Annotated in this window: 26 protein-coding genes; 9 read left to right on the forward strand and 17 right to left on the reverse strand. The window is 67.9% G+C overall.

Annotated elements, in window-relative coordinates:
• Nucleotides 1-10: 10 nt before the first annotated feature.
• From DM992_RS04890 to DM992_RS42600, 3 genes are all read right to left on the reverse strand, one after another.
• On the reverse strand, nt 11-1,348 hold the full coding sequence (locus DM992_RS04890) for a glutamine synthetase family protein (protein ID WP_111015940.1): 1,338 nt from the start codon (nt 1,346-1,348) through the stop codon (nt 11-13).
• Nucleotides 1,349-1,376: 28 nt separating this feature from the next.
• A complete protein-coding gene (locus DM992_RS04895; protein ID WP_111015941.1) occupies nt 1,377-2,162 on the reverse strand; it encodes a gamma-glutamyl-gamma-aminobutyrate hydrolase family protein in 786 nt (261 codons plus the stop codon).
• A 292-nt stretch (nt 2,163-2,454) separates the two neighbouring features.
• A complete protein-coding gene (locus DM992_RS42600) occupies nt 2,455-2,679 on the reverse strand; it encodes a hypothetical protein (RefSeq protein WP_072437498.1) in 225 nt (74 codons plus the stop codon).
• A 413-nt stretch (nt 2,680-3,092) separates the two neighbouring features.
• On the opposite strand from DM992_RS42600, the gene DM992_RS04905 reads away from it, so the two are divergent.
• A complete protein-coding gene (locus DM992_RS04905) occupies nt 3,093-3,644 on the forward strand; it encodes a cupin domain-containing protein (protein ID WP_034179449.1) in 552 nt (183 codons plus the stop codon).
• Between the two features lie 83 nt (nt 3,645-3,727).
• A complete protein-coding gene (locus tag DM992_RS04910) occupies nt 3,728-5,218 on the forward strand; it encodes an aldehyde dehydrogenase (protein WP_111015942.1) in 1,491 nt (496 codons plus the stop codon).
• Between the two features lie 63 nt (nt 5,219-5,281).
• On the opposite strand, the gene DM992_RS04915 is transcribed toward DM992_RS04910, so the two are convergent.
• Nucleotides 5,282-5,482: a heavy-metal-associated domain-containing protein gene (locus DM992_RS04915; RefSeq protein ID WP_021162112.1), complete on the reverse strand. Its 201-nt coding sequence runs from the start codon at nt 5,480-5,482 to the stop codon at nt 5,282-5,284.
• A gap of 347 nt (nt 5,483-5,829) precedes the next feature.
• On the opposite strand from DM992_RS04915, the gene DM992_RS04920 reads away from it, so the two are divergent.
• Together DM992_RS04920 and DM992_RS04925 are read left to right on the forward strand one after the other, a co-directional pair.
• The gene (locus DM992_RS04920) at nt 5,830-6,162 is read left to right on the forward strand and encodes a cupredoxin domain-containing protein (RefSeq protein ID WP_111015943.1); all 333 of its coding nucleotides are present in this window, start codon (nt 5,830-5,832) and stop codon (nt 6,160-6,162) included.
• A 12-nt stretch (nt 6,163-6,174) separates the two neighbouring features.
• Complete coding sequence (locus DM992_RS04925) at nt 6,175-7,011, forward strand: FTR1 family protein (protein WP_111015944.1); 837 nt, start codon at nt 6,175-6,177, stop codon at nt 7,009-7,011.
• Nucleotides 7,012-7,103: 92 nt separating this feature from the next.
• Here DM992_RS04925 and DM992_RS04930 read toward each other — a convergent pair whose 3' ends face one another.
• The 7 genes from DM992_RS04930 to DM992_RS04960 form a co-directional block, all read right to left on the reverse strand.
• On the reverse strand, nt 7,104-7,322 hold the full coding sequence (locus DM992_RS04930) for a hypothetical protein (protein WP_111015945.1): 219 nt from the start codon (nt 7,320-7,322) through the stop codon (nt 7,104-7,106).
• Nucleotides 7,322-7,768 (reverse strand): hypothetical protein, encoded by a 447-nt coding sequence (locus tag DM992_RS04935; RefSeq protein WP_111015946.1) that lies wholly within the window; start codon nt 7,766-7,768, stop codon nt 7,322-7,324. Before DM992_RS04935 ends, DM992_RS04930 begins: the two co-directional genes overlap by 1 nt.
• 58 nt (nt 7,769-7,826) lie before the next feature.
• The gene (glmS, locus tag DM992_RS04940) at nt 7,827-9,644 is read right to left on the reverse strand and encodes a glutamine--fructose-6-phosphate transaminase (isomerizing) (RefSeq protein WP_111015947.1); all 1,818 of its coding nucleotides are present in this window, start codon (nt 9,642-9,644) and stop codon (nt 7,827-7,829) included.
• A gap of 54 nt (nt 9,645-9,698) precedes the next feature.
• A complete protein-coding gene (glmU, locus tag DM992_RS04945) occupies nt 9,699-11,060 on the reverse strand; it encodes a bifunctional UDP-N-acetylglucosamine diphosphorylase/glucosamine-1-phosphate N-acetyltransferase GlmU (protein WP_111015948.1) in 1,362 nt (453 codons plus the stop codon).
• Nucleotides 11,061-11,195: 135 nt separating this feature from the next.
• A complete protein-coding gene (ttcA, locus tag DM992_RS04950; RefSeq protein ID WP_111015949.1) occupies nt 11,196-12,188 on the reverse strand; it encodes a tRNA 2-thiocytidine(32) synthetase TtcA in 993 nt (330 codons plus the stop codon).
• Nucleotides 12,185-12,589 carry a dihydroneopterin aldolase gene (locus tag DM992_RS04955; protein WP_111015950.1) on the reverse strand — a complete coding sequence of 135 codons (405 nt, stop codon included), beginning with the start codon at nt 12,587-12,589 and terminating at the stop codon, nt 12,185-12,187. Before DM992_RS04955 ends, ttcA begins: the two co-directional genes overlap by 4 nt.
• A 75-nt stretch (nt 12,590-12,664) precedes the next feature.
• The gene (locus DM992_RS04960) at nt 12,665-13,408 is read right to left on the reverse strand and encodes an SDR family oxidoreductase (protein WP_111015951.1); all 744 of its coding nucleotides are present in this window, start codon (nt 13,406-13,408) and stop codon (nt 12,665-12,667) included.
• Between the two features lie 13 nt (nt 13,409-13,421).
• On the opposite strand from DM992_RS04960, the gene DM992_RS04965 reads away from it, so the two are divergent.
• Together DM992_RS04965 and DM992_RS04970 are read left to right on the forward strand one after the other, a co-directional pair.
• Nucleotides 13,422-14,618 carry an SAM-dependent methyltransferase gene (locus DM992_RS04965; RefSeq protein WP_111015952.1) on the forward strand — a complete coding sequence of 399 codons (1,197 nt, stop codon included), beginning with the start codon at nt 13,422-13,424 and terminating at the stop codon, nt 14,616-14,618.
• Nucleotides 14,619-14,625: 7 nt separating this feature from the next.
• The gene (locus tag DM992_RS04970) at nt 14,626-14,820 is read left to right on the forward strand and encodes a DUF2905 domain-containing protein (protein WP_006484654.1); all 195 of its coding nucleotides are present in this window, start codon (nt 14,626-14,628) and stop codon (nt 14,818-14,820) included.
• 25 nt (nt 14,821-14,845) lie between these two features.
• Here the strand turns inward: DM992_RS04970 and DM992_RS04975 are convergent, their stop codons facing one another.
• The 6 genes from DM992_RS04975 to DM992_RS05000 form a co-directional block, all read right to left on the reverse strand.
• On the reverse strand, nt 14,846-15,067 hold the full coding sequence (locus DM992_RS04975; protein WP_096471929.1) for a hypothetical protein: 222 nt from the start codon (nt 15,065-15,067) through the stop codon (nt 14,846-14,848).
• A gap of 111 nt (nt 15,068-15,178) precedes the next feature.
• On the reverse strand, nt 15,179-16,087 hold the full coding sequence (locus tag DM992_RS04980; protein WP_111015953.1) for a carbohydrate kinase: 909 nt from the start codon (nt 16,085-16,087) through the stop codon (nt 15,179-15,181).
• Entirely contained in the window at nt 16,084-17,364 is a 1,281-nt protein-coding gene (locus tag DM992_RS04985) for an AGE family epimerase/isomerase (RefSeq protein ID WP_111015954.1), read from the reverse strand. Before DM992_RS04985 ends, DM992_RS04980 begins: the two co-directional genes overlap by 4 nt.
• A complete protein-coding gene (locus DM992_RS04990; protein WP_111015955.1) occupies nt 17,361-18,380 on the reverse strand; it encodes a LacI family DNA-binding transcriptional regulator in 1,020 nt (339 codons plus the stop codon). Before DM992_RS04990 ends, DM992_RS04985 begins: the two co-directional genes overlap by 4 nt.
• A gap of 367 nt (nt 18,381-18,747) precedes the next feature.
• Entirely contained in the window at nt 18,748-20,598 is a 1,851-nt protein-coding gene (locus DM992_RS04995; RefSeq protein ID WP_111015956.1) for a phosphodiesterase, read from the reverse strand.
• A 251-nt stretch (nt 20,599-20,849) separates the two neighbouring features.
• Nucleotides 20,850-21,884, reverse strand: coding sequence for a bile acid:sodium symporter family protein (locus DM992_RS05000; RefSeq protein ID WP_111017806.1), 1,035 nt, complete (start codon nt 21,882-21,884; stop codon nt 20,850-20,852).
• Between the two features lie 348 nt (nt 21,885-22,232).
• On the opposite strand from DM992_RS05000, the gene DM992_RS05005 reads away from it, so the two are divergent.
• The 3 genes from DM992_RS05005 (at nt 22,233) to DM992_RS05015 (ending at nt 25,298) form a co-directional block, all read left to right on the forward strand.
• Nucleotides 22,233-22,727, forward strand: a complete 495-nt coding sequence (locus DM992_RS05005; RefSeq protein WP_111015957.1) for a peptide-binding protein — start codon at nt 22,233-22,235, stop codon at nt 22,725-22,727.
• A gap of 344 nt (nt 22,728-23,071) precedes the next feature.
• Entirely contained in the window at nt 23,072-24,148 is a 1,077-nt protein-coding gene (locus tag DM992_RS05010) for a porin (RefSeq protein WP_111015958.1), read from the forward strand.
• 187 nt (nt 24,149-24,335) lie between these two features.
• Nucleotides 24,336-25,298 (forward strand): LysR family transcriptional regulator, encoded by a 963-nt coding sequence (locus DM992_RS05015; RefSeq protein WP_111015959.1) that lies wholly within the window; start codon nt 24,336-24,338, stop codon nt 25,296-25,298.
• The last annotated feature ends 104 nt before the right edge of the window (nt 25,299-25,402 follow it).

Consider the following 25,402-nt stretch of genomic DNA (forward strand, 5'->3'; position numbering starts at 1 on the left):
GTGCGCGCGCTTAGACGTGCAGCAGCAGATGGCGGCGTTCCCACGAGCTGATCACGCGGAAGAACGCTTCGTATTCGGTTTCCTTCAGCGCGAAATACGCCTTCAGGAACTTGTGGCCGAGGATCTCGCCGAGCGGCTCGCACGCGGCCATCAGCGTCAGCCCTTCCTCGAGGTTGCGCGGCAACTGGTACGGCAGGTCGTAGCCGTCGCTGACGAGCGGCTCGGTCGGCTCCAGGCGTTGCGTCATGCCGAGGTAGCCGGCCGCGAGCGTCGCGGCGAGCGCGAGGTACGGGTTGCAGTCGACGCCCGGGATGCGGTTCTCGATGCGGCGTGCCGCCGGGCCCGAGTGCGGGATGCGGAAGCCGACCGTGCGGTTGTCGTAGCCCCACTGCACGTTGATCGGCGCGGCCATGAAGCGCGACAGCCGGCGATACGAGTTGATGTACGGCGCGAAGATCGGCATCAGCGCCGGCGTGTACTTCTGCAGCCCCGCGAGGTAGTTGTAGAACATCGACGTCGCGCCGCCGGTTTCCTGCGACGTGAACAGGTTCTGGCCCGTTTCCTCGTCGACGATGCTCTGGTGCACGTGCATCGCCGAACCCGGCTCGTTTTCCATCGGCTTGGCCATGAACGTCGCGTACATGTTGTGACGCAGCGCGGCCTCGCGCACCGTGCGCTTGAACAGGAACACCTGGTCGGCCAGCGACAGCGCGTCGCCGTGCATGAAGTTGATCTCCATCTGTGCGGCGCCGACTTCGTGGATCAGCGTGTCGATGTCGAGGTTCTGTGCTTCGCAGTACTCGTAGATGTCCTCGAACAGCGGATCGAACTCGTTGACGGCCTCGATCGAATACGACTGGCGGCCCGTTTCGGGGCGGCCCGTGCGGCCGACCGGCGGGCGCAGCGGCAGGTCGGGGTCCTTGTTCATGTCGACCAGATAGAACTCGAGTTCCGGCGCGACGACGGGCTTCCAGCCCTTCGCCTTGTACAGCTCGAGCACGCGGCGCAGCACGTAGCGCGGCGAGATCTCGACCGGCGAGCCGTCGAAGTGCACGCAGTCGTGGATCACCTGCGCGGTCGGATCGACGGCCCACGGGATCAGGCGGATCGTCGACTCGTCGGGCACGCACACCATGTCGGGATCGGTCACGCCGGTCAGCGAGCCGTCTTCCGGATATTCGCCGGTGACGGTCTGCACCATCACGGCCTGCGGCAGCCGCATCGATTCGCCGGACGTGAACTTGTTGCGCGGCGTGATCTTGCCGCGCGCGATGCCGGCCATGTCGGGAATGATCGCCTCGACTTCGGTGATCCGGTGTTGTTTCAGAAAGTCTTCGATGTCTTGCATGTCTGTTCTCGTAAGTTGGTCGGCGCGCTCAGGCGAGCGCAGCGGCGGCCGTGGCGCGCGTGCGGGCAGTGCGGCGGGCGCGGCAGGCGTCGCCGAAGGCGCGGAAGATCGCGCTCGACAGCGGGTCCTGCGCATGCCGCCATTCCGGGTGCCATTGCACGGCGAGTGCGAAAGCCGGTGCATCGACGACGCTGACGGCCTCGATCAGGCCGTCCGGTGCGACGGCTTCGACGGTGAGGCCGGAGCCGAGCTGCGCGATGCCCTGCTGGTGCAGCGAGTTCACGCGCACTTCATCGCGGCCGCCGGCGAGCGCATGCAGCTTGCCGCCGGGCGTCAGGTGCACGACGTGTGCGGGGCCGTATTGCGTGTCCATCGGCGCGGCGTTGTCCTCGCGGTGATCGGCGAGGCCCGGAACGTCGTGCACGCGCTGATGCAGCGTGCCGCCGTAGACGACGTTCAGCTCCTGGAAGCCGCGGCAGACGGCGAGCACCGGCACGCCTGCGGCGATCGCCGCGCGCAGCAGCGGCAGCGTCGTCGCATCGCGAGCCGGGTCGTGCTTCGTGCCGGGCGCGCTCGGCTCGCCGCCATACAGGTGCGGCTCGACGTTCGAGTAGCTGCCGGTAAACAACAAGCCGTCGACCGTGTCGAGGATGTCGTCGACCGACTGGCGCTCGCCGAGCGCGGGCAACACCATCGCGAGCGCCTGCGCGCCGTCGACGATCGCGGCGACGTATTTGTCGCCGACCGTATGCGACGCGTGTGCGCCGATTTGCGTGTGGTCGGCAGTGATGCCGACGAGGGGTTTCCTTTCCATGACGTCAATCAGTAATCCATAGGGCTGTGGCGTGCGTCGGGTCGGATACCGCAAAACGCAGGCACGACACGGCCCCGCAGCCTGGCGCAGAGCGCAAGGCCGCTGATGAATGGGCGCAGCGGGATGACGTGGCGATCCGCGCTGCGCGCGACGATCAGGCCGTCGTTCGTTTTGTTGCGATACGTGACGCGAGCGACGCGGCAACGAATGCGCGAACGCGTTCCGTCACCGCATGGACGATGCGGTTGGCGAATCGGCAAACGAAACGAACGACGTAAAGAAAGGAGAGGCGCTACGGCAGCAGCGACGCCACTTCGTCGGTATCGACGGCGACGAATGCGCGTGCGGAAACGGCGTTGTGGCGCCGAACGGAACGACGAGAAAGGATTGTGTAGATCGACAGATGCTGCAGGCGAGGACTATGCCAGCCGCAACTGCCATCGGAAGGGGACGCCGCGCTGCGCGAACTTCGCGCCACGCTTCGATCCCACCTCACCAGAGGGCCACGGACTCTCACGATTACACTCGACTGGGTTGTTGAAAGTATTGAACACCTGACCGTTTCAACGCGCTGAGCGTTTAAAATAATCAAGGCGCCGGTCCCGCGTCATTTACATTGACGGGCATCAATTTTTGCGTTGCGGTAACGCGTTTTGCTGCCTGTGAAAGCCAAATGACGCTGACCTGAGAGCCAGCATATACGAGCCAAAAACGGCGTCAAATGTTTTTTAACGGTCCTGTATCAGGGCTTTCCCGAGCAATGCGAACAAAAGATTCGCAAAAGGAATAGTCGGCGAGGTGTTCATTATTTCGAACGCCTTTCAGGGTTTTCCCCGCTGATGCACGGCATAAAGTGATTAGAATATTCAACGGCTGTCCACCGCGTCGTTTCACTTTGTCATCGCACTTATCGTGTCCGAAACCGAATCGATGTCCACCGAAGTCGCCGAGCGCCTGCGTTTCGTGCGCAACAAGCATGGCCTGTCGCAGCGCGAACTCGCGAAGCGCGCCGGCGTGACCAACGGCACGATCTCGCTGATCGAACAGGGCCGCGTGAGCCCGTCGGTCGGTTCGCTGAAGAAGTTGCTCGAATGCATTCCGATGAGTCTCGCGGAATTCTTCACGTTCGAGCTCGTCGAATCGCGCACGGTCGTCTCGCGTCGCGACGAGATGCCGAACCTGGGCAACGACACGCTCGCGTTTCATCTGGTCGGCGCGAGCGTGAAGGACCGCAACATGTGCATCCTGCGCGAGATCTACCAGCCGCACGCCGATACGGGGCCCGAGATGCTCGTACACGCGGGGCACGAGGGCGGCGTCGTCGTATCGGGCCGGCTCGAGCTGACCGTCGACGGCGCGACGTGGCTGCTCGACCCCGGAGACGGCTACTACTTCGAAAGCCGTTTGCCGCACCGTTTTCGCAATCCCAGCGCGGAACAGATCTGCGAGGTCGTATCGGCCAATTCGCCGGCAACCTTCTGACCGCGCGTCACCGCATTCGCGGCCGGCCGCGCATGATGCGCGCGGCGCGTCGCACCGCGAATGCCACAACATAAGGCATCCTGATGAACAAGTTGACTTTGGCTGACTGGCAGGACAAGGCGGCGTCGCTCGCGATCGAAGGGCGCGCATTCATCGACGGCGCGTTGCGCGACGCGCAGGGCGGCAAGACGTTCGACTGCGTGAGCCCGATCGACGGCCGCGTGCTGGCGAAGGTCGCAGAATGCGGCGAAGCCGACGTGAATGCGGCGGTGGCGGCCGCGCGCCGCGCATTCGACGCGGGCGTGTGGGCCGGCCTGAATCCGCGTGCGCGCAAGGCCGTGCTGCTGCGCTGGGCCGCGCTGATGCACGAGCATCTCGACGAACTGTCGCTGCTCGAGACGCTCGACGCGGGCAAGCCGATCGGCGACACGACGACGGTCGACGTGCCGGGCGCCGCGTACTGCGTCGAGTGGTTTGCGGAAGCGATCGACAAGGTCGGCGGCGAAGTTGCGCCGGCCGATCATCATCTCGTCGGCCTCGTCACGCGCGAGCCGGTCGGCGTGGTGGCGGCCGTCGTGCCGTGGAACTTCCCGATCCTGATGGCCGCGTGGAAATTCGGCCCCGCGCTCGCGGCAGGCAACAGCGTGGTGCTGAAGCCGTCGGAGAAATCGCCGCTGACCGCGATCCGCGTCGCGCAGCTCGCATACGAAGCCGGCATCCCGGCCGGCGTGTTCAACGTCGTGCCGGGCGCAGGCGAGCCCGGCAGGCTGCTCGCGCTGCATCGCGACGTCGACTGCATCGCGTTCACCGGGTCGACGGCGGTCGGCAAGCTGATCATGCAGTACGCCGCGCAATCGAACCTGAAGCGCGCGTGGCTCGAACTCGGCGGCAAGTCGCCGAACATCGTGCTGCCCGATTGTCCCGATCTCGACCGCGCCGCGCAGGCTGCGGCCGGCGCGATCTTCTACAACATGGGCGAGATGTGCACGGCCGGCTCGCGGCTGCTCGTGCATCGCGACATCAAGGACGTATTCATCGAGAAGCTCGTGGCGGCCGCGCGTGCTTACGTGCCCGGCAATCCGCTCGACCCGTCGGTGTCGATGGGCGCGATCGTCGACGGTATCCAGCTCGAGCGCGTGCTCGGCTATATCGAGGCGGGGCGCAGCGAAGGCAGGCTCGTCACGGGTGGTGCGCGCGTGAAGGAGGAAACGGGCGGCTTCTACGTCGAGCCGACGGTGTTCGAGGTGAAGCCCGATGCGAAGATCGCGCGCGAGGAGATCTTCGGGCCCGTGCTGTCGGTGATCGTGTTCGACGACGTCGACGAGGCCGTGCGGATCGCGAACGACACCGAATACGGGCTGGCCGCGGCCGTATGGACGTCGAACCTGACGACCGCACACGACGTGTCGCGCCGGCTGCGCGCGGGCACGGTGTGGGTGAACTGCTACGACGAGGGCGGCGACATGAACTTCCCGTTCGGCGGCTACAAGCAGTCGGGCAACGGCCGCGACAAGTCGCTGCATGCGCTCGAGAAGTACACCGAACTGAAGTCGACGCTGATCCGGCTGCGCTGACGCGATGCCGTGGGCGCAGCGCCGCTCGGCGGTGCGCCCGCGGCCCGCAGCCGGAAGCCCGCGTTATGCGGTGCGCAGCGCGGGGTGGAAGCCGGCGGCTTCGATGATCGACTGCACGCGCTCGGCGCCTTGCGCCGATTCGACCTTGACGATCTTTGCCGCGACGTCGATGTCGAGCTTCGCGGCGGGATCGGCGGCCGTCACCGCGCGCGTGATTGCATTGGCGCAGCCGCCGCAGGTCATGTCCTGGACTTCGAATTCCATCGTGTTCTCCTGAGTTGACGATTGACGAGCAGGGCCAGCATGAAGCTTGCCATGGTGGGAAGGTCAAGCACATTCATGCAGCCCGATGCATGCGTTGTCGCCCGGCGCGGCGAAATGATTCGTCAGGGTGAGGTCAGACGAATAAGAGGGCAGTCGCATGTGTCAGTCGGAATCTTTCCCGATTGACGTCGATGCGCGGCCGCCGCCGTGCGATGAGCGCCTTGCCTGGCAACGCGCGGCACGTGCTTATGAAGCGCTATCTCCATAACGCAAGTGAGGGTACGCGATATGGAAATGCGAATCGATCTTAGTATCAATATTCTTCGAAATTTCATTTCATTACATACATGAACCGTTTCGCACTGGGTTTCGCCGCTGTCCTGCTGGGCGCGTCGGCCGCCACCGCATTCGCCGCCGATGACGTCGTCAACCTGACGCTGAAGGACCACAAGTTTTCGCCCGATGGCGTGACGATTCCGGCCGGCAAGAAAGTGAAGTTCGTCGTGAAGAACCTCGATGCGACGCCCGCGGAATTCGAGAGCGACGACTTCAAGGCCGAGAAGATCATTCCCGCCGGCAAGTCGGTCGAAATCCTGGCCGGGCCGCTGAAGGCCGGCACCTACGAGTTTCACGACGAGTATCACGAAGCGCAGTCGAAGACCCACCTGACCGTCAAGTAAGCGAATCCCGCCATGCTGTCTACCGCGCTGATTGTCTTTCGTGAAGTGCTCGAGGCCGCGCTGGTGGTCTCGATCGTGATGGCCGCCACGAAGGGCGTGCCGCGGCGCGGCTGGTGGGTCGGCGGCGGGCTCGTCGGCGGCGTGGTCGGCGCGGGCCTGATCGCGGCGTTCGCCGACGTGATCTCGCAGTGGGCGTCCGGCATGGGGCAGGAAGTATTCAACGCGGGCGTGATGTTCGTCGCGACGCTGATGCTGGCCTGGCACTGCATCTGGATGAGCCGGCACGGCCGCGAGATGGCGCTGCACATGGGCGAAGTCGGACGGGCCGTCGCGGCCGGCAGCCGGCCGCTGACGGGGCTGGCGATCGTGGTCGCCGTCGCGGTGCTGCGCGAAGGCTCCGAGGCCGTGCTGTTCCTGTACGGTATCGCCGCGGGCGATCCGGGGCAGACGCCGCAGATGATCGTCGGCGGGCTGCTCGGCGTGCTCGGCGGGGCCGGGCTCGGCTACGCGATGTACGCGGGGCTGCTGCAGATTCCGCTGAAGCGCCTGTTCTCCGTCACCAACGGGCTGATCGTGCTGCTGGCGGCCGGGATGGCGAGCCAGTGTGTCGGTTTCCTGCTGGCGGCCGGCCTCGTGCCGTCGTGGGGCGATGCGATCTGGGACACGTCGTGGCTGCTGAAGGAGTCGAGCATCGTCGGCAAGGCGCTGCATACGCTGATCGGCTATACCGCGCGTCCGGCGGGCATCCAGATCGCCGTGTACGTCGCGACGCTGGCGGCGATCGTCGTGCTGATGCGGCTCGTCGGCCGTCCGCAGGCGACGATGAGGCCGCCGCGGCCTGTCGTGTGAGTTTTCCGGGGTTCGAACGAAAGAAGGGGCGTCCATGACGCCCCTTCTTTCGTTTGCGGTTCGCGGTCAATCCGCGGTCGGCTGCGCGCCGGTCAGCGGTGGCTGTCGATCCACGCGCGGGCCCATTCGAGCCCGGCCTCGCGCGCGTCATCTTCGGTGTCGAATACGCCGAGCACGCCGGACGCTTCGACGAGCCGGTTGTTCTGCGTGATCGTGCCGCTCGCCGCGAAGCGTTCGGGCTGCAGGATCTCGTCCTGCTGCAGGATCGCGTGGCCCCAGATCTGGTAGCCGTGGTAGGTTTGCGCTTCCATTATCGAGTCACCTCCGCGGAGCGGTTGTGCGTGCCGACTCGCAGCACGTTGCCGTCCGGCGTGTATTGCCGCGGAATGTCGGAGAAATTGAGCGCGTGCGTCGCGTCGGGGCCGGCGGGCTGCATCACCGTGAGACGGCCCGGCGCGGGCTGCGCGACGGGGCGCGGTGCGGCCGGCGCCTCGGCAGCGGCGGGCGGGCGACGCGAGGCGGCTTTCACGGTTTGCGCGACACGACGCTTGTGCGGCTTCGCGGCGGCTTTCGGCGCTGCGCTCGCGTGCTTCTCGGCGCCCTTGCCCGCGTGCGCGGCTGGCGTACGGGCTTCCGGCGTGCGTGCCGCCGGCTGTCGCGCCTCGGGCGGGTTCCAGACCTCGACGTAGTGCTCGGCGGCCCAGCCCGTCGACGCGAACGTCAGCGCCAGCAATCCGCATCCAAACAGTCTTACCATTGTCTCTCCGTCTGTTTCGTTGGTGCGCCGGGCCGGCTGCGCCGATCGGTCTCTTGCCTTACTCCACCGTCACCGATTTCGCGAGGTTCCGCGGCTTGTCGACGTCGGTGCCGCGCGCGCACGCGGTGTGATACGCGAGCAGCTGCAGCGGCACGACGTGCAGGATCGGCGACAGTTGCCCGTAGTGTTCCGGCATCCGGATCACGTGCAGACCGTCGTCGTTGACGATCTGCGTATCGGCATCGGCGAATACGTACAGCTCGCCGCCGCGTGCCCGCACTTCCTGCATGTTCGACTTCAGCTTCTCGAGCAGCGTGTCGTTCGGCGCGACCGTGACGACCGGCATCGCTTCCGTGACGAGCGCGAGCGGCCCGTGCTTCAGTTCGCCGGCCGGATAGGCCTCGGCGTGGATGTACGAGATTTCCTTAAGCTTCAGCGCGCCTTCGAGCGCGATCGGATAGTGCAGCCCGCGGCCGAGGAACAGCGCGTTTTCCTTGCGCGCGAATTCCTCCGACCACGCGATGATCTGCGGCTCGAGCGCGAGCACGCTGTTCAGCGCGGCCGGCAGGTGGCGCAGCTGCTTCAGGAATTCGGCTTCCTGCGCGGCGTCGACGTGCCCGCGCAGCTTGCCGAGCGTCGCGGCCAGCACGAACAGCGCGACGAGCTGCGTCGTGAACGCCTTCGTCGACGCGACGCCGATCTCGGTGCCCGCGTGCGTCAGGAACTGCATCTCGGTGAGGCGCACCATCGCGCTCGTCGCGACGTTGCAGACCGCGAGCGTATGCGTGTGGCCGAGCGACTGCGCATGCTTGAGCGCCGCGAGCGTGTCGGCCGTCTCGCCCGACTGCGAGATCACGAGCACGAGCTGGCGCGGGTTCGGCACCGACTCGCGGTACCGGTATTCGCTTGCGATCTCGACCTGGGTCGGGATTTTCGCGATCGATTCGAGCCAGTACTTCGCGGTGAGGCCCGAGTAGTAGCTCGTGCCGCACGCGAGGATCAGCAGGCTGTCGATGTCCGCGAACGCGGCGGGCGCGGCGGCGCCGAACAGCGTCGCGTCGAACGCGTCGGTTTGCGGCACGGTATCGCCGATCGCGCGCGGCTGCTCGAAGATTTCCTTCTGCATGAAGTGGCGATAGGGCCCAAGCTCGACCGCGCCGCCGTATGCGCTGACGACGCGGATTTCGCGCTGCACGGTGGCGCCGTGGCGATCGACGATCTTCACGCCGTCGAGCGACAGCTCGCACACGTCGCCTTCCTCGAGGAACGTGAAGCGGTCGGTGCTGCCCGCGAGCGCAAGCGCATCGGATGCGAGGAAGTTCTCGCCTTCGCCGTGGCCGACGACGAGCGGCGAACCCTGGCGCGCGCCGACGACGGTGTGCGGCTGGTCCTTGTGGATCACGGCGATCGCATACGCGCCGTGCAGCTGCTGCACGGCTTCGCGCACCGCGTCGAACAGGTTGCCGCGATACAGGCTGTGCACGAGGTGCGCGATCACTTCGGTGTCGGTCTGCGACACGAATTCGTAGCCCTTCGCGCGCAGCGCTTCGCGCAGCGGCTCGAAGTTCTCGATGATGCCGTTGTGGACGAGCGCGAGCGCGTCCGACGAGAAGATCGGGTGCGCGTTGTGCGTGACGGGCGCGCCGTGCGTCGCCCAGCGCGTGTGCGCGACGCCGGTCGTGCCTTCGAGGTGCGATTCGCGCACCTGCGCGTCGAGATCGGCGACGCGCGCGACGCTGCGCGCGCGCTTCGGCGCGCCCGGCTCGAGCACGGCGACGCCGCACGAGTCGTAGCCACGGTATTCGAGGCGCCGCAATCCTTCGATCAGCACCGGAACGATATTACGCTGCGCAACTGCGCCGACAATGCCGCACATGAATGGTCAGTCCTGTAAGTCGACGCGGGCGCCGCCGGGGCGCCCGCAAAGGGTTCAGCTCTTCTTCTTGACCGGGCGGACGTAGCCGCTCTTCGTCGTCTGGGTCTTCTCGTTCAATACGAGCAGGCCGTCGGCAACGTCCTTCCAGATCGTCGTGCCGGCCGCGATCGTCACGCCGCGGCCGACGCGCACGGGCGCGACGAGCTGCGTGTCGGAGCCGACGAACACGTCGTCGTCGATCACGGTGCGGAACTTGTTCGCGCCGTCGTAGTTGCAGGTGATCGTGCCCGCGCCGATGTTCACGCGCGCGCCGATGTCGGCGTCGCCGATGTACGTGAGGTGGTTCGCCTTCGAGCCGTGGCCGATCACCGCGTTCTTCACCTCGACGAAGTTGCCGACGTGCGCTTCGTCCGCGAGCTGCGCGCCGGGGCGCAGCCGCGCGTACGGGCCGATCACGGTGTTCGCGCCGAGCTCGGCGCCGTCGATGTGCGAGAACGCGTCGATGCGCGTGCCGGTGCCGACCGACGCGTTGCGGATCACGCAGTTCGCGCCGATCGTCACGTTGTCCGCGAGCGTCACGTTGCCCTCGAACACGCAGTTCACGTCGATCGACACGTCGCGGCCGCAGCGCAGCGTGCCGCGCACGTCGACGCGCGCCGGATCGGCGAGCGTGACGCCGTCGACGAGCAGCGCTTGCGCGACATTGCGCTGGTGGATGCGCTCGAGTTCGGCGAGCTGCGCCTTGCTGTTCACGCCGAGCGTTTCCCATTCGTCGTCGGGCTGCGCCGTGACGACCTCGAAGCCGGCCTCGATCGCGAGCTCGACGACGTCGGTCAGGTAGTACTCGCCCTGTGCGTTTTCGTTCTTCAACGCGCCGAGCCACATCGACAGCTGGGCCGTGGGCGTGACGATGATGCCGGTGTTGATCTCGGCGATCTTCAACTCTTCCGGCGACGCGTCCTTCTGCTCGACGATGCGCGTGACGAAGCCGGCCGCGTCGCGCACGATGCGGCCATAGCCGGTCGGATCGTCGAGCGTGACGGTCAGAATTCCGTAGCGGCCGTCGCGCGCGGCGTCGACGAGTTGCCGCAGCGTCGACGCGCGGGTGAGCGGCACATCGCCGTACAGCACGAGCGTCGGCTGCGCGGGATCGAGCAGCGGCAGCGCCTGGCGCACCGCGTGGCCGGTGCCGAGCTGCTCGGCCTGCACCGCGAACTGGACGTCGGGCGCGGCGACGGCAGCCTGGACCCGCTCGGCGCCGTGACCGACGACGACGACGAGCCGGGACGGCTGCAGCGTGCGCGCGGTGTCGATGACGTGGGAGAGGAGCGGCCTGCCGGCCAGGGGGTGAAGCACTTTCGGCAGCGCGGAACGCATGCGCTTGCCGGTGCCTGCCGCCAAAATCACGATATTCATGGCGCCAGCTTGTCAGAGGAGTTCGAAGCCGTCCATTTTAGCATGCGGCCCCTGTCGTTCCGGGCCTGTCGCGGCGGGGCGACAGCGCCGGAAAAGGGCTGGGCGGCCCCGTTCCGGCGGGTCTTCCGACCCCGCTTACAGATCGTCGAACTGGACGATCGAGATCGGTTGGGCGGCGCCCGGCGCCGCTGCGTCGTCGCCCGACGCGCACGGCTCCTCGTCGAACGCGATGTCGCCCTGCGGATCGGCAACGCCTGTCGCGCGCAGCGACGTGAACGGGAACAGCGTCGTATCCATCAGGTGCGACGGCACGACCTTCGCGAGCGCGTTGAACATGTTGTCGACGCGGCCCGGGAAGCGCTTGTCCCATTCGCGGATCAGCGCCTTCATTTCCGCGCGCTTCAGGTTCGGCTGGCTGCCGCACAGGTTGCACGGGATGATCGGGAATTCGCGCAGCTCCGCGTATTTCTCGAGATCGGTTTCCTTCACGTACGCGAGCGGGCGGATCACGATGTTCTTGCCGTCGTCCGACTGCAGCTTCGGCGGCATCCCCTTCAGCTTGCCGCCGTAGAACATGTTGAGCAGCAGCGTCTGCACGATGTCGTCGCGGTGGTGGCCGAGCGCGATCTTGGTCGCGCCGAGCTCGCCGGCCACGCGGTACAGGATCCCGCGGCGCAGCCGCGAGCACAGCGAGCAGGTCGTCTTGCCTTCGGGCACGAGCCGCTTGACGATGCTGTAGGTGTCCTGGTTCTCGATATGGAACGGCACGCCGACCTGCTTCAGGTATTCGGGCAGCACGTGCTCGGGGAAGCCAGGCTGCTTCTGGTCGAGGTTCACCGCGACGATGTCGAAGTCGATCGGCGCGCGCTCGCGCAGGCGCAGCAGCACGTCGAGCATCGCGTAGCTGTCCTTGCCGCCCGACAGGCAGACCATCACCTTGTCGCCGTGCTCGATCATGTTGTAGTCGCCGATCGCCTGGCCGACCTGGCGCGCGATCCGCTTGAACAGCTTGTTGTTCTCGTACGCTTCCTTCTGCTCGCGGCGCGTCAGCGCCTGGCGGCCGGCCGGGGCGGCGGCGTCGAGGGGGGCGGCGTCGGCCGCCGTGTCGTTCATGTGGGGGGCGTTCATGCGCGCTCCTCTTCCTTGATGCGAAAGACTTCGACGCCGACGGCGTCGCAGTCCGGATAGGCGTCCGGTTTCTCGGTACAGACGCGTACCGCGCGCACGGCATCGTGCGCCAGCAGGTGCGCGGCGATCGCGTCGCACAGCGTCTCCTGCAGGTGGATGTGGCCGCGCGCGATGCATTGCGCGACGCTCTGCTTCATCAGGTCGTAGTCGACGACTTCATGGAGACGATCGTCGACGGGGGTGGACAGCGCGAGCGGCACGAACAGGTCGACGTTGATGACGACGCGCTGCTCGCCGCGCTTCTCGTGTTCGAAGGCACCGATGTTGATGTGCACCTCGTAATCGCGCAGGTAGAGCCTGCGGCAATCCGCGAGGCGGGGGTGCAGGAGAGCGGAAAACATGGTCGTCCCAGTCAAATTGGCGTGCGCGCACGCAAAGCGGCGCGGGCGGCGGCAGTCAGGCCGCGCGCCCGCGGTTCATTCATTCGGGCCGGCGGCGGGCGGCACGAGGTGCTCGCCGCCGTCGACGGTCAGCGTCGCGCCCGTGACGCCGGGCGCGCTCGCGAGATAGCAGGCGGCTGCCGCGATGTCGTCCGCGTGCGCCGCGTGGCCGCGCACCAGCGCCGCGACCCGCACCTGCGGCGCGAGCGCGAGCGCCAGCGCCGACGTCGCGCGGTTCAGCGCGGCCTGCATCAGCGCGTGCGACAACTGCCCCGGCGCCGGGTGAAACAGCGCCTGGTCCAGCACGTGGATCGCGCACGCGCGCAGCGCTTCGTGCTCGCGCGCGGCGTCCGGCGTCGCATCGGCGAGCGCGCGGGCCAGCGCGAGCGGCGCCGTCACGTTGCGCGCGAGCGCGCCGGCGAGCGACGCGCCGTCCACCGTGTGCGCGTCGTCGGCGCCCGCACTGGTGCTCACGAACACCGCGCACGCGGGCCGGCCGAGCGCCGCGCCGCACGCGGCGACCAATGCGGCCGCGTCGGTTTCCAGGGCCAGATCGGCGTCGAGCGCGGCGGCGCGTCGGCCGAGCGCCGCGACTTCGGCGACGATCGCATCGGCGGCCGCGCGCGGCGCGCCGTGGCAGCGCTGCAGCGCGACGTCCCAGCCGCGGCGTGCGAATTCCGTTGCGAGCGCACGACCGATCGACGCGGCGTCGGCCGCGCTGCCCAGGGCGCCCGCGACGAGCACCACGCGCGGGGTCGACGTATCGGCTGAAACGGTCATTTACAATGCCGGGATGAACCCGAAAGCTCACGAACCCGCTAGTTTACCTGCTCCCGGCCCTGACGCGCTCGCGCAGTCCGAAACCCTTGCCGCGCAACTGCGCGACGAGATCGCGGCGGCCGGCGGCTGGCTGCCGTTCGACCGCTTCATGGAGCGCGCGCTGTACGCGCCGGGCCTCGGCTATTACAGCGGCGGCGCGCGCAAGTTCGGGCGCCGCGCCGACGACGGCAGCGACTTCGTCACCGCGCCCGAGCTGTCGCCGCTGTTCGCGCAAACTCTGGCGCAACCGGTCGCCGAAGCGCTCGCGGCGAGCGGCACGCGCCGCGTGATGGAATTCGGCGCCGGCACGGGCAAGCTCGCGGCCGGGCTGCTCGCGGCGCTTGACGCGCTGGGCGTCGAACTCGACGAATACCTGATCGTCGACCTGTCCGGCGAACTGCGCGAACGGCAGCGCGACACGATCGCCGCCGCCGCGCCGGCGCTCGCCGCGAAGGTGCGCTGGCTCGACGCGCTGCCCGAGCGGTTCGAGGGCGTCGTGGTCGGCAACGAGGTGCTCGATGCAATGCCGGTGCGGCTGTTTGCGAAGGCAGGCGGCGCATGGCACGAGCGCGGCGTCGCGCTCGACGCGCGGCAGGCATTCGTGTTCGAGGATCGGCCGGCCGCGCCGGCCAGCCAGCCGCCGGTGCTCGCGGGGCTCGCCGCCGATGTCGCCGACGGCTACGTGACCGAGACGCACGAGGCCGCGCTGGCGTTCACGCGCACCGTCTGCACGATGCTCGCGCGCGGCGCGGTGCTGCTGGTCGACTACGGCTTTCCCGCGCACGAGTACTACCATCCGCAGCGCGACCGCGGCACGCTGATGTGCCACTACCGCCACCACGCGCACGACGACCCGTTCCTGTACCCGGGCCTGCAGGACATCACCGCGCACGTCGAATTCACCGGCATCCACGACGCGGCCATTGCCGCCGGCGCCGACCTGCTCGGCTACACGTCGCAGGCGCGCTTCCTGCTGAATGCGGGCATCACCGACGCGCTGGCCGCGATCGATCCGTCGGATATCCGGCAGTTCCTGCCGGCCGCGAACGCGGTTCAGAAGCTGATCTCCGAAGCCGAGATGGGCGAGCTGTTCAAGGTGATCGCCTTTTCGCGCGGCATCGACGGCACGCTCGACGCGTTCGCGCGCGGCGACCGCTCGCACGCGCTCTGAGGCCGCCATGCTGCGCTGGCTGATGGCGTCGTTCGTCGCGGTGATGATCCTGACGCGCTGCTGGCCGTGGCTCGGCAAGCTCGGCATCGGGCGGATGCCGGGCGACGTCACGCTGACGCTCGGCGGGCGGCGCTACCCGTTCCCGTTCATGTCGACGCTGGTGCTGACGATGCTGGTATCGATGGTGGCGCGGCTGCTCTGAGCCGCGCCGGAAAGGGCGGTGCGCGTTACAGCTCGATTTCGCCGAGGATCCGGTGCGCGAGCGCTTTCGCCTCGTCGAACGCTTCTTCCTCGCTGGGGCTCGTCGAGTGGACGTCGTAGCGCGTGTTCTCGGTGTCGTCCCCGTCGTCCCGCGCGAGGATCACGTAACCCTGGAACTGCCCGTTGGCCGAATGCTGGGTATGCGCCTTGGCCGTGTAGATGCCCTTCGTGAACGTGTTCGTGTCCATCGTGCCTCTCCCGCAAAAGGACACTTCATCGTAGCACTGCGGCGCAGCATGTACAGCGCGGCTTATCGGTGACCGAACGGTGTCGGGTCGCGGCGTTCGGTCACCGTTCTATCAGCCCTCGATCAGCGCGACGACCTCGTCGAGTGTCGGCGCGTGTGCGCCCGTATGCCGGCACGCGGCGGCGCCCGCCGCCAGCGCGAACGCGAGATGCTCGCGCCACGCTCGCTGCGGCGCGGCCATCAGGCTGAACAGCATGCCGCCGATCGACGCGTCGCCCGCGCCGACGGTGTCGGCGACCTCGACGCGTGGCGGGCTGGCCTCGTGCACGTCGCCGTCCGCGTAGAGCGTCGCCGCCTGCGCGCCGCGCGTGACGAGCACGGCCGCGCGCGGGTTCAGTGCGCGCACCGCCGCGACCGCGTCGGGGCCGTCGCCGCCGAACAGGTGCCGCAGGTCCTCGTCCGACACCTTGATCAGGTCGGCGAGGGCGGCCATCTTCGCGAGCGTCGGCCGGTACGCGGCCGTCATCAGGTTGCGGACGTTCGGGTCGAAGCTGATCTTCACGCCGCGCGCGTGCAGGTCGGCCGCGAGCGCGGCCAGCGTGCCCGCGAGCGGTTCGCGCACGAGGCTGATGCAGCCGAAATGCGCCCATTTCACGTGGTCGGTCCAGCCGGCCGGCAGCCGCGCGGGATCGAACGCAAGATCGGCGCTCGCTTCGCCGATGAAGAAGTACGCGGGCGGGCGCGTCTCATGGACGATCGCGAGCAGCGGCGGCCGTGCGACGCGCTGCAGGAAGCGCAGGTCGAGCCCGGCCGCTTCGCTCGTGCGCCACAGCACGTCGGAGAAGCAGTCCTCGCCGATCGAGCCCGCGAGCGCGCTCGGCACGCCGAGCCGCGCGACCGCGCGCGCGACGTTCCAGCCGGCGCCGCCCGGCACCGACGTCCACTGCGCATCGCCCGCGCGCACCATGTCGGTCAGGATGTCGCCTGCCGACACGAAAGCCGGAAACGTGCCGCCGCTCATTGCGTCGGCTCGCTGCGCGCCGTGCGCGCAAGGGTCGCGAGCACGTCGTAGCACGCGCCCATCGTGTGATAGTCGGTCTTGCCGGCCGGGCTCTTCTCGTCGCTGTACTTGCGGTTGTCGCAGGTGAGGATCCGGTACCACGCGCCGTAGCGATGATCGACGAAATGCGCCCAGCTATAGCGCCAGATCTCGTCGTACCAGTCCCAGAAGCGCTCGCTGCCGGTGCGCGCGCCGAGCATCGCGGCCGCCGCGAAGGTTTCCGCCTGCACCCAGAAGTACTTGTTGTGGTCGCAGATCGTGAAGTCGGGGCCGAAGCCGTAATACAGGCCGCCATGATCGGCGTCCCATGCGTGCGTGAGCGCCGCGTCGAACAGTTCGGCCGCGCGCGGCACGAGCCAGTCGAGCGGGCGGTGCCGCTCGAGGATCAGCAGCAGCTTCGCCCATTCGGTCTGGTGCCCGGGCTGGAAGCCCCACGGACGGAAGATGTTCGAGCTGTCTTCCTTGTTGTAGTCCCAGTCGACCGACCAGTCCGCATGGTAGTGCTCCCATACGAGCCCGCCCGACAGCGCGGCCTGGCGCTGCGTGATGTGGCTTGCGAGCTTTTCCGCGCGATCGAGGTACGTGAGGTGGCCGGTCGCCTCGTAGGCCGCGAGCAGCGCTTCCGTCATGTGCATGTTCGCGTTCTGGCCGCGGTACGACGACACGATCCAGTTCGGCGTCGCCTCGTCCGCATACAGGCCCGCGGCCGCATCCCAGAAGCGGTGCTCGGCCAGCTCGTAGGTCGCCGCGATCAGCGGGCGTGCCTCGTCGATGCCGGCCATCGTCGCGTGCGCGGCCGCCAGCAGCACGAACGCGAGCCCGTAGCAGTGGCGCGTGCCGTCGAGCGTCGCGCGCTTCGCGCCGTCGCGCCAGTCGAGTTCCCAGTCGTAGCCCTGCAGTTCGTCGTCCCAGTGCGCGTCGCGCAGGAAGCGCAGCCCGTGGCGCGCGTAGTCGAGGTGACGCGGATCGCCGAAATGCCGGTACGCCATCGCGTAGTTGAAGACGAACCGGCAACTGCTGACGAGGTGGCGCGACGTGCGGTTGTAGATGCTGCCGTCGTCGCGGAAGTAGTGATAGAAGCCGCCCGTTGGGTCGAACGCGTTCGTCGCGTAGAAGCGCAGCGTGTCTTCGATATGCGACAGCAGGAACGACGGATCGCGGAAATTCGCGACGAGCGGCGCGGCTTGCGTGTGGGCGGCCGGCGCGGCCGTGCAGGGTTGGACCGGGGGCATGTTCATGATTCGGTGACCGTGGCGGTATCGAGTGCCGGAGAGCCGGCGGGCTGGCTGCTGGCCCGTACGATCAGCTCGACGGGCAGGGAGATCTCGGTGCGCTCGGGCGCCTCCGCGAGCAGCAGCTCGACGCCGCGGCGCCCGAGCGCTTCCTTGTCGACCGACAGCGTCGTGAGCGGCGGGCTCGCGTGCGCGGCGGCCGGGATGTTGTCGAAGCCGACGATCGCGATGTCGTCCGGAATCCGCAGGCCGCGTGCGATGCACACGCGCTGCGCGGCCAGCGCGGCCGCGTCGTTGTATGCGAAGACGGCGTCGGGGCGCGGGCCCGGCGCGTCGAGCAGTTGCTCCATCGCACGCGCGGCGCCGGTGTCGGGATCGAGCCCCGCGTCGATCGTCACTTCGTACGCGGGATCGAACAGCCGCCCGGCCTCGAAGAACGCGCGCCGGTAGCCGATCGCACGCTGCGCGATGCTGTAGTGCGCGGGCGAACCGCCGATGAACGCGATCCGCGAGCGGCCGGTGGCGAGCAGGTGGCGCATCGCGAGCGCGGCGCCCGTTGCGTTGTCGATGTTGACCGAGCGCAGCCCGGGCGCCCACAGGTCGATCAGCACGAGCGGCCGGCCGGTCGCGGCGAGCGCCTCGATCGTCTCGGGCTCGATGAAGCCGGCCACCGCGATCGCGTCGGGCGCGTGCGGGCGCATCTGGCGCAGCACGTCGTCATTCGGGCCGACCGTGAGCAGCGTCGGCACGATGCCGCGCTCGCGGCATGCGTCCTCGACGCCGTGCAGCACGTGCGAGAAGAACGGGCTCGCGGGGAAGCGGTTGTGCTGGCGGTGCAGCAGGAAGGTGAGCCGGCGGATGCGCGGCCGCAGCTGCGCGGGATCGTAGCCGAGCTGCTGCGCGATCTCGACGATGCGCGCACGCGTTGCTTCCGACAGGCCCGGCTGGTTTTTCAGCGCGCGGGAGACGGTGCCGATCGAGACCTCTGCCGCCCGCGCAACATCGCGAATGGTGGTGCCCATCGTTCGGGGTTCGGTTTGTTTAGGGTGAAGACGATTGTATAGTAAAACATGCCCCGAAATTTGGGCCGGATAACCGGGGAATACCCGAGAATGACGGGTTTTTAAGCGCTAATCTGCGAAAACGCCGTTACTAAAAATACTAAACAAAGCGCGAAAAAGGCAAGGTGGTCGTGCGGGTGCGCGGCGGCGCGGGAAAGGGGCGGAGAGAGGCCGGAAAGCGGGACTGTTTCGAGCGTCCGCGCAGTGTGCTCGGCAGCCTGCACGGGTGGCCGTAAGCTGACGCGCAACGATCGGCCGGTTGACGGCTGAACGCTCGTCCCCGTCGCCCGGAGCGCAGCCGTGTCCGCGCTCGACGATTGCCCGCGGTTCAGTCCGCCGCCACCGTCACCGCTACCGCCGGCGGTTCGCCGCGATTGCGCAGCGCGGCGCGGCCCGCATCGAGATCGACGACCGCGAGCCCGCCCGGCTGCTGTTTCGCGCGCCGCTTCGCGAGCGCCGCGACCGATGCGATCTCGTCGCTGCCGTAGCGTTTCGCGCCGTGCGCGCCGGCCGGCACGCCGACCGCGCCGATCGCCATCGTCACGAAGCCGAAGAACGCCGGGTTGCCGTGGCGGTCCTCGCCACGCAGCCCGCCCGCCTGCCGGTCGGCCTGCGTGTAGAAGCGCTGCGCGCCGTCGTTGAAGCGCGCGATCGCGTCGGTCGCGCGCACGTGCCAGTCGTCGCGCTGGAACAGCACGAGGAAATCGTCGCCGCCGACGTGCCCGAGAAAGTCGCGCTGCGGGTCGCACACGCCGGCCAGCACCGTCGCGGCGAACTTCAGCACCTCGTCGCCCTGCCAGTAGCCGTACTGGTCGTTGAACGGCTTGAACTGGTTCAGGTCGACGTAGCATGCATGAAAGCCGGCATCGCGCTGGAGCAGGCGGTCGATATGCGCGCTGATCGGGATGTTGCCGGGCAGGAACGTCAGCGGGTTCGCGTAGCGCGCGGCTTCGATGCGCATCTCGGTCACCGCGCGCACGAGGCTCTCGCCGGTGCCGAGTCCGACGTAGCGGCCGTGTTCGGTGATCACGAAGCCGTCCGCGAGATAGCGCTGGTCGTGGCTCGCGAGCAGCATCGCGAGCTGCTCGAACGTCGTCGCGTTGTCGATCATCAGCGGCGCGTCGTTCGCGAACTGCAGGCACGGCTTCTTCCCGAACACCTCGCGGTGATACGGCAGCGCGAAGCGGTCGATGAAGCCGCGGCGATCCACGAGCGCGACGGGCCGCCCGCGCTCGACCAGCGCGACCGCGTGCAGGTCGGGCATCCGGTTGAACAGGTCGAGCACGTCGTTGCTGGTCGCGTCGCGCGGCAGTGCCGGCGCGGGGACCAGCATCTTCGCGGCGATCGTGCCGGCCGGCCGCGCGGTGCGCGTCGCGCCGGGAAACACCGCGATGTGCGGCGCTCGGATCGCATCGCGCGCGGCCGGCGCGACGACCCGCGACGGCTGCGCGTCCGGCCGGCCGAGCAGGAAGCCCTGCACGCAGCAGATGCCCATGTCGCGCACGACGATCAGGTCGCATTCGTTCTCGATGCCTTCCGCGATCAGTTGCGCGCCGCTCGCCTGCGCGAAGTGCTGCATCGCCCTCACGGCCTCGAACTTGAGCGGGTCGCGCGCGATGTCGTGGATGAAGAAGCGGTCGATCTTCACGACGTCCGGATGCAGGCGCAGCCACAGGTTCATGCTCGCGTTCGCGGTGCCGTAGTCGTCGAGCGCGAACTGGATGCCCGCATCGCGCAGCGACGCGACCGCCGGCCCGATCTGCGCGACATCCGGTATCGCGTTCTGCTCGGTCAGCTCGATCACGATGCGTTCGGCGCCGACCCGCGCGCGGCCAAGGAACTGGCGCGCGCGTTCGCGTTCGCGGGCGAGCTGCAGGATCGTGCCCGCGCTGAAATTGAGGAACAGCTTGCCGTCGCAGCCGAACGCGGCGAACGCGTCGAGGCAGGTGAGCGCGGCGGCCTGTTCGAGCACGATGGTCGCGCCTTCGCGCGCGGCCTGCGCGAACAGCGCGGCGGGCGGCTCGAGGTCGGTGCCGCGCGGGCCGCGTATCAGGCCTTCGTAGCCGACGACCGTCCCCGACCCGAGATCGACGATCGGCTGGAAAACGGCGGCGAGCGCGCGATCCGCGATCAGGCGCGTGATGCTGGCGGCAGCGGAGTCGGGGTGGAGCGCGGGCATGGGCGAGGGCAGCCGAATCGACGGGACGCCCGGCTTAACGGCAGCGCTCGCGGGGAATTGAATGAAGATTTTGTGACGCGATGGGCACTGATGGTGCATCGCGTCGGGCGCGCACCGGTGCGCGTTTGGAAGGCGGAAAGGCGGAAAGGCGGAAAGGCGGAAAGGCGGAAAGGCGGAAAGGCGGAAAGGCGGAAAGGCGGAAAGGCGGGAGAGCGGGCGCGCCACCAATGACCGTCCCGCCTCCCGTCCCGTCAGCGCTTGCCCGCGCTCAGCGCGCCGGGCGCCGATGCCGCGCCGTCCTGCCCGCCGCGCTCGCCGCTCGTGTCGCGCGCGCCCCAGCGCTGCGCGAGCGCCGCGCACGCCATCAACTGGATCTGGTGGAACAGCATCAGCGGCAGCACGATCGCGCCGACCGCGTTCGCCGAGAAGATCACCTTCGCCATCGGCACGCCGGCCGCGAGGCTCTTCTTCGATCCGCAGAAGATGATCGTGATCTGGTCGGCCCGGTTGAAGCCGAGCCGCTTGCTGACGAACGTGGTCAGCAGCAGCGCGATCGCGAGCAGCACGAGGTTGACGATCAGCAGGCCGCCGAGCGCGCGCGCCGGGATCTGGTGCCACAGACCCTCGTTGACGGCCTCGCTGAACGCGACGTACACCACGAGCAGGATCGAGCCCTGGTCGACGAAGCGCAGCACGCCGCGGTTGCGTTCGATCCAGCGGCCGATCACGGGCCGCAGCAACTGGCCGGCAATGAACGGCACGAGCAGCTGCATCACGATGCTGCCGACGGTGCTCCACGGCGACGCCGCGGCGGCCGACTGCGACGTGATCATCAGCCCGACGAGCGCCGGCGTGACGAAGATCCCGAGCAGGCTCGACGCCGATGCCGCGCACACGGCGGCCGGCACGTTGCCCTTCGCGATCGACGTGAACGCGATCGACGACTGGACCGTCGACGGCAGCGTGCACAGAAACAGCACGCCCGCGTAGAGCGCCGGCGTGACGAGCGGCTGCAGCACGGGTTTCAGCGCGAGGCCGAGCAGCGGGAACAGCGCGAACGTGCTGAGCAGCACGACCGCGTGCAGCCGCCAGTGGGTTGCGCCCGCAACGACAGCTTCCCGCGACAGCTTCGCGCCGTGCAGGAAGAACAGCAGGCCGACGGCGATGTTGGTCGCCCAGTTGAACGCGTGGGCGGCCGGGCCGCGGCACGGCAGGAGGCTCGCGAGCACGACGGTGCCGACCAGGGCGAGCGTGAAGTTGTCGGGAAGAAAACGGGGACGGGCCATCGGGAACTCGATTCGGAAACGACGGAGGCGCGCGTCGCGCGCGCGGATGGCGCTATTGTCCCGGTTGGCCATTCACTACACAAATTCATTGTGAGAATCGATTGATGAATCGACTGCATGCGACAACGGTTGTCGTAGCCGCCCCGGACATGCGCTAAACGGCAGAAGAATGTTCTGTCGCGTTCGCGCCCTGAAGTGAAAAAACCTAGCAGTAACATGGTGTTACACCGATGCCGGCGACCTAACACTTTTTGGCTCGACACAGTTTCGGGCCGCTCATAAATTACTGCTGAAAGCCTTGCGTCGGCTGAAAGGAGCCGGCGGCGGGCATGGACAGGCAACTGAACGATGACGGAACGGGTGAAACGGAAGATCGGACGATGGGTGGCAGGCGTGCTCGGCGCGCTGCTGATGCCGCTTGCGCTCGCGCAGCCGCCACACGGCGGTCATGGGTTCGGCGGCCACGGTTTCGGTGGCGGCGACATGCGTGCGTACGGTCAGCAGGCTGGCGGCGGGTTCGGTGGCGGGCCCGTCTGGCGCCGCGTTCCGCCCCCCGCCGGTGCACGCGCCGGCGGCGTGAGCAACTACGGCTCCCGATGGGGGCTGCGGCCGACGCCGTCGTACGGTCATTACGCCGCGCAAAGCCCGTATCGCCCGATCAGCGCCGACGCGCGCCAGATGCCGCGCCCGCCGGGTGGCGGCAACGTGCCGCTGCGCGCCGGTTCGATCCGCGCCGACGTCGCGCGCTACAACGAGGAGCGCGGCGGCCGTCCGATGCCGCCGCCCCGCTCGCAGGAAGAGCCCTCGCACTCGCCGTATTTCTCCCCGTTCTACCGAAACTGAGCGCCCACGCGCTCGTCCTATGCCGGCTGATGCGAATTCGCCACAGTCGCGCGCAGATTTCCGCTGATTTTCCCGTCGCATTGCGCTATCTTTCGCGCCCGGCTCGCGTGCGCCACGCCGCCGTCCCGTCGCGCAACCGCTTTCGCGCGGGGCCGCCGCAGTGCATCCGGCCACGTATCGATTCCGCGAAGTTAATGCTGGCGCTATACCAGCAATAAGTGTGCGCAATTTTGACCGGACAAATGATCCGTAAAGATGGCTGCGCCCCATACGACGCAAGCACTCGGCTCCAAAAAACAACGCTCGCGCCACTTATCGACTATCCGACAAAACCTGGAGATCCCATGAAAGCATTCGCTCGCCGTGCGTCGCGCACGTCCGTCAAGCTGATCGCCGCGGCCGCCTGTGCGGCGGCGGCCGCACCCGTTTATGCGCAATCGAGCGTGTCGCTCTACGGGCAGGTAGACGAATGGGTCGGCGCGACCAAGTTCCCGGGCGGCGATCGCGCATGGAACGTGTCGGGCGGCGGGATGTCGACGTCGTACTGGGGCCTGCACGGCGCAGAGGATCTGGGCAACGGCTACAAGGCGATCTTCACGCTGGAAAGCTTCTTCCGTGCGCAGAACGGCCAGTTCGGCCGCTTCCAGGGCGACACGTTCTTCGCCCGCAACGCGTACGTCGGCATCAGCTCGCCGTACGGCACGGTGACGGCAGGCCGCCTGACGACGCACCTGTTCCTGTCGACGATCCTGTTCAACCCGTTCTACGATTCGTACACCTTCTCGCCGATGGTGTACCACGTGTTCCTCGGCCTCGGCACGTTCCCGACCTATCCGAGCGACCAGGGCGCGGTTGGCGATTCGGGCTGGAACAACGCGGTGTCGTACACGTCGCCTTCGTTCGGCGGACTGAATGGCAGCGCGATGTACGCGTTCGGCAACCAGGCCGGCGACAACGGCTCGAAGAAGTGGAGCGCGCAGTTCAACTATGCGAACGGCCCGTTCGCGGCGACTGCCGTGTATCAGTACGTGAACTTCAACAACGGCCCGCGCGACCTGAGCGCGCTCGTCGCCGGGATGAAGAGCCAGGGCATTGCGCTGGTCGGCGCGACCTACGACCTGAAGCTGGTGAAGCTGTTCGGCCAGTACATGTATACGAAGAACGATCAGGTCGCGGGCAGCTGGCACGTGAACACCGCGCAGGGCGGCGTGTCGGTGCCGCTCGGCGTCGGCAACGCGATGGCGTCGTACGCGTATTCGCGCGACGCGGGCGGCCTCGACCAGACGCGCCAGACCTGGGCCGTCGGCTACGACTATCCGCTGTCCAAGCGCACGGATATCTACGCCGCGTACATGAACGACCACATCAGCGGCCTGTCGACCGGCAATACGTTCGGCGCAGGTATCCGCGCGAAGTTCTGACGCGCACGCGCGATCGGCGCGCCGGACGCGCGCGGAAATCGCGCGTTCCCGCTGCATGTTTTCCCGCCCGAAACGGCGCCGCCACCCGCGGCGCCGTTCGTTTTGCCTTTGTTGACCTTTCTGTTTCCTCGCCTTTGTTACCCTATCTCGTAATTGGACCATTCCCCCGTCATTACGAGCTAGTTCGATGGATACCCTCGTCAGCATGAATGTGTTTCGCTACGTCGTCGAAGTGGGCAGCTTCGTCGGCGCGGCCGAGCGCATGCAGATGTCGGCTGCGATGGCGAGCAAGCATGTGATGCATCTCGAGCAGCAGCTCGGCGCGCGGCTGCTGCATCGCACGACACGACGCGTCGCGCCTACCGAGGCGGGACGCGAATATTACGAGCGCCTCGTGCAGGCGCTGTCGGAACTCGACGAAGCCGGGCAGGCCGTCGGCGCCGCGAGCGTGGTGCCGCAGGGCCGCCTGCGCGTGACGTCGCTGTCCGCGTTCGGGCTGCGGCACGTGATGCAGGCCGTCACCGATTACGCGGGCCGGTTCCCGGACGTGACCGTCGACATGACGCTGTCCGATCGCGTGGTCGACCTGATCGAGGAAGGCTACGACGTCGCGGTGCGCGCGGCGCCGAACGGACTGAAATCGTCGTCGCTGGTCGCACGGCAGATCGCGACCGCGCACATCCTGCTCGTCGCGTCGCCCGAGTATCTCGACAAGCACGGCACGCCCGCGACGATCGCCGATCTCGCGCACCACAACTACCTGCGGCGCGACTCGAATTCGTCGATGCTCGACTCGCTCGTGATCGACGCGGCGGCCGCGTCGCGCGTGACCCTCAACGGCAACCTGATCGTGAACCATCTCGAAGGGCTGCGTGCGGCCGTGCTCGCGGGCGCGGGCATCGCGCTGCTCGGCACCGAGGTGGTCGGCGACGACATCGAATCCGGCCGGCTCGTGCCGGTGCTGCTCGATTCGGTGCCGCCGCACGAGGCGCCGATCTATGCGGTGTACGCGAGCCGCCGTCACGTATCCGCGAAGGTGCGTTCGTTCGTCGATTTCCTCGCGGCGCGCTTCGAAGGCCAGTCGCTGTGTCCGTCGATCGAGTCGCGCCTGCGCGTGCTGCCGATCACGCGGATCAAGCGCGCAGGCTGAGCCGCGTGTTCCGCCGCGGCGGGCGATAAAAAAGCGCGAACCGCAGCGGTTCGCGCTTTTTGTTTTGTCCGACGGCATTTGCGGCGGCGGTCGCGCATGCGGCC

It is taken from the genome of Burkholderia sp. JP2-270 (genome assembly GCF_003233675.1).
Taxonomy (GTDB): domain Bacteria; phylum Pseudomonadota; class Gammaproteobacteria; order Burkholderiales; family Burkholderiaceae; genus Burkholderia; species Burkholderia pyrrocinia_C.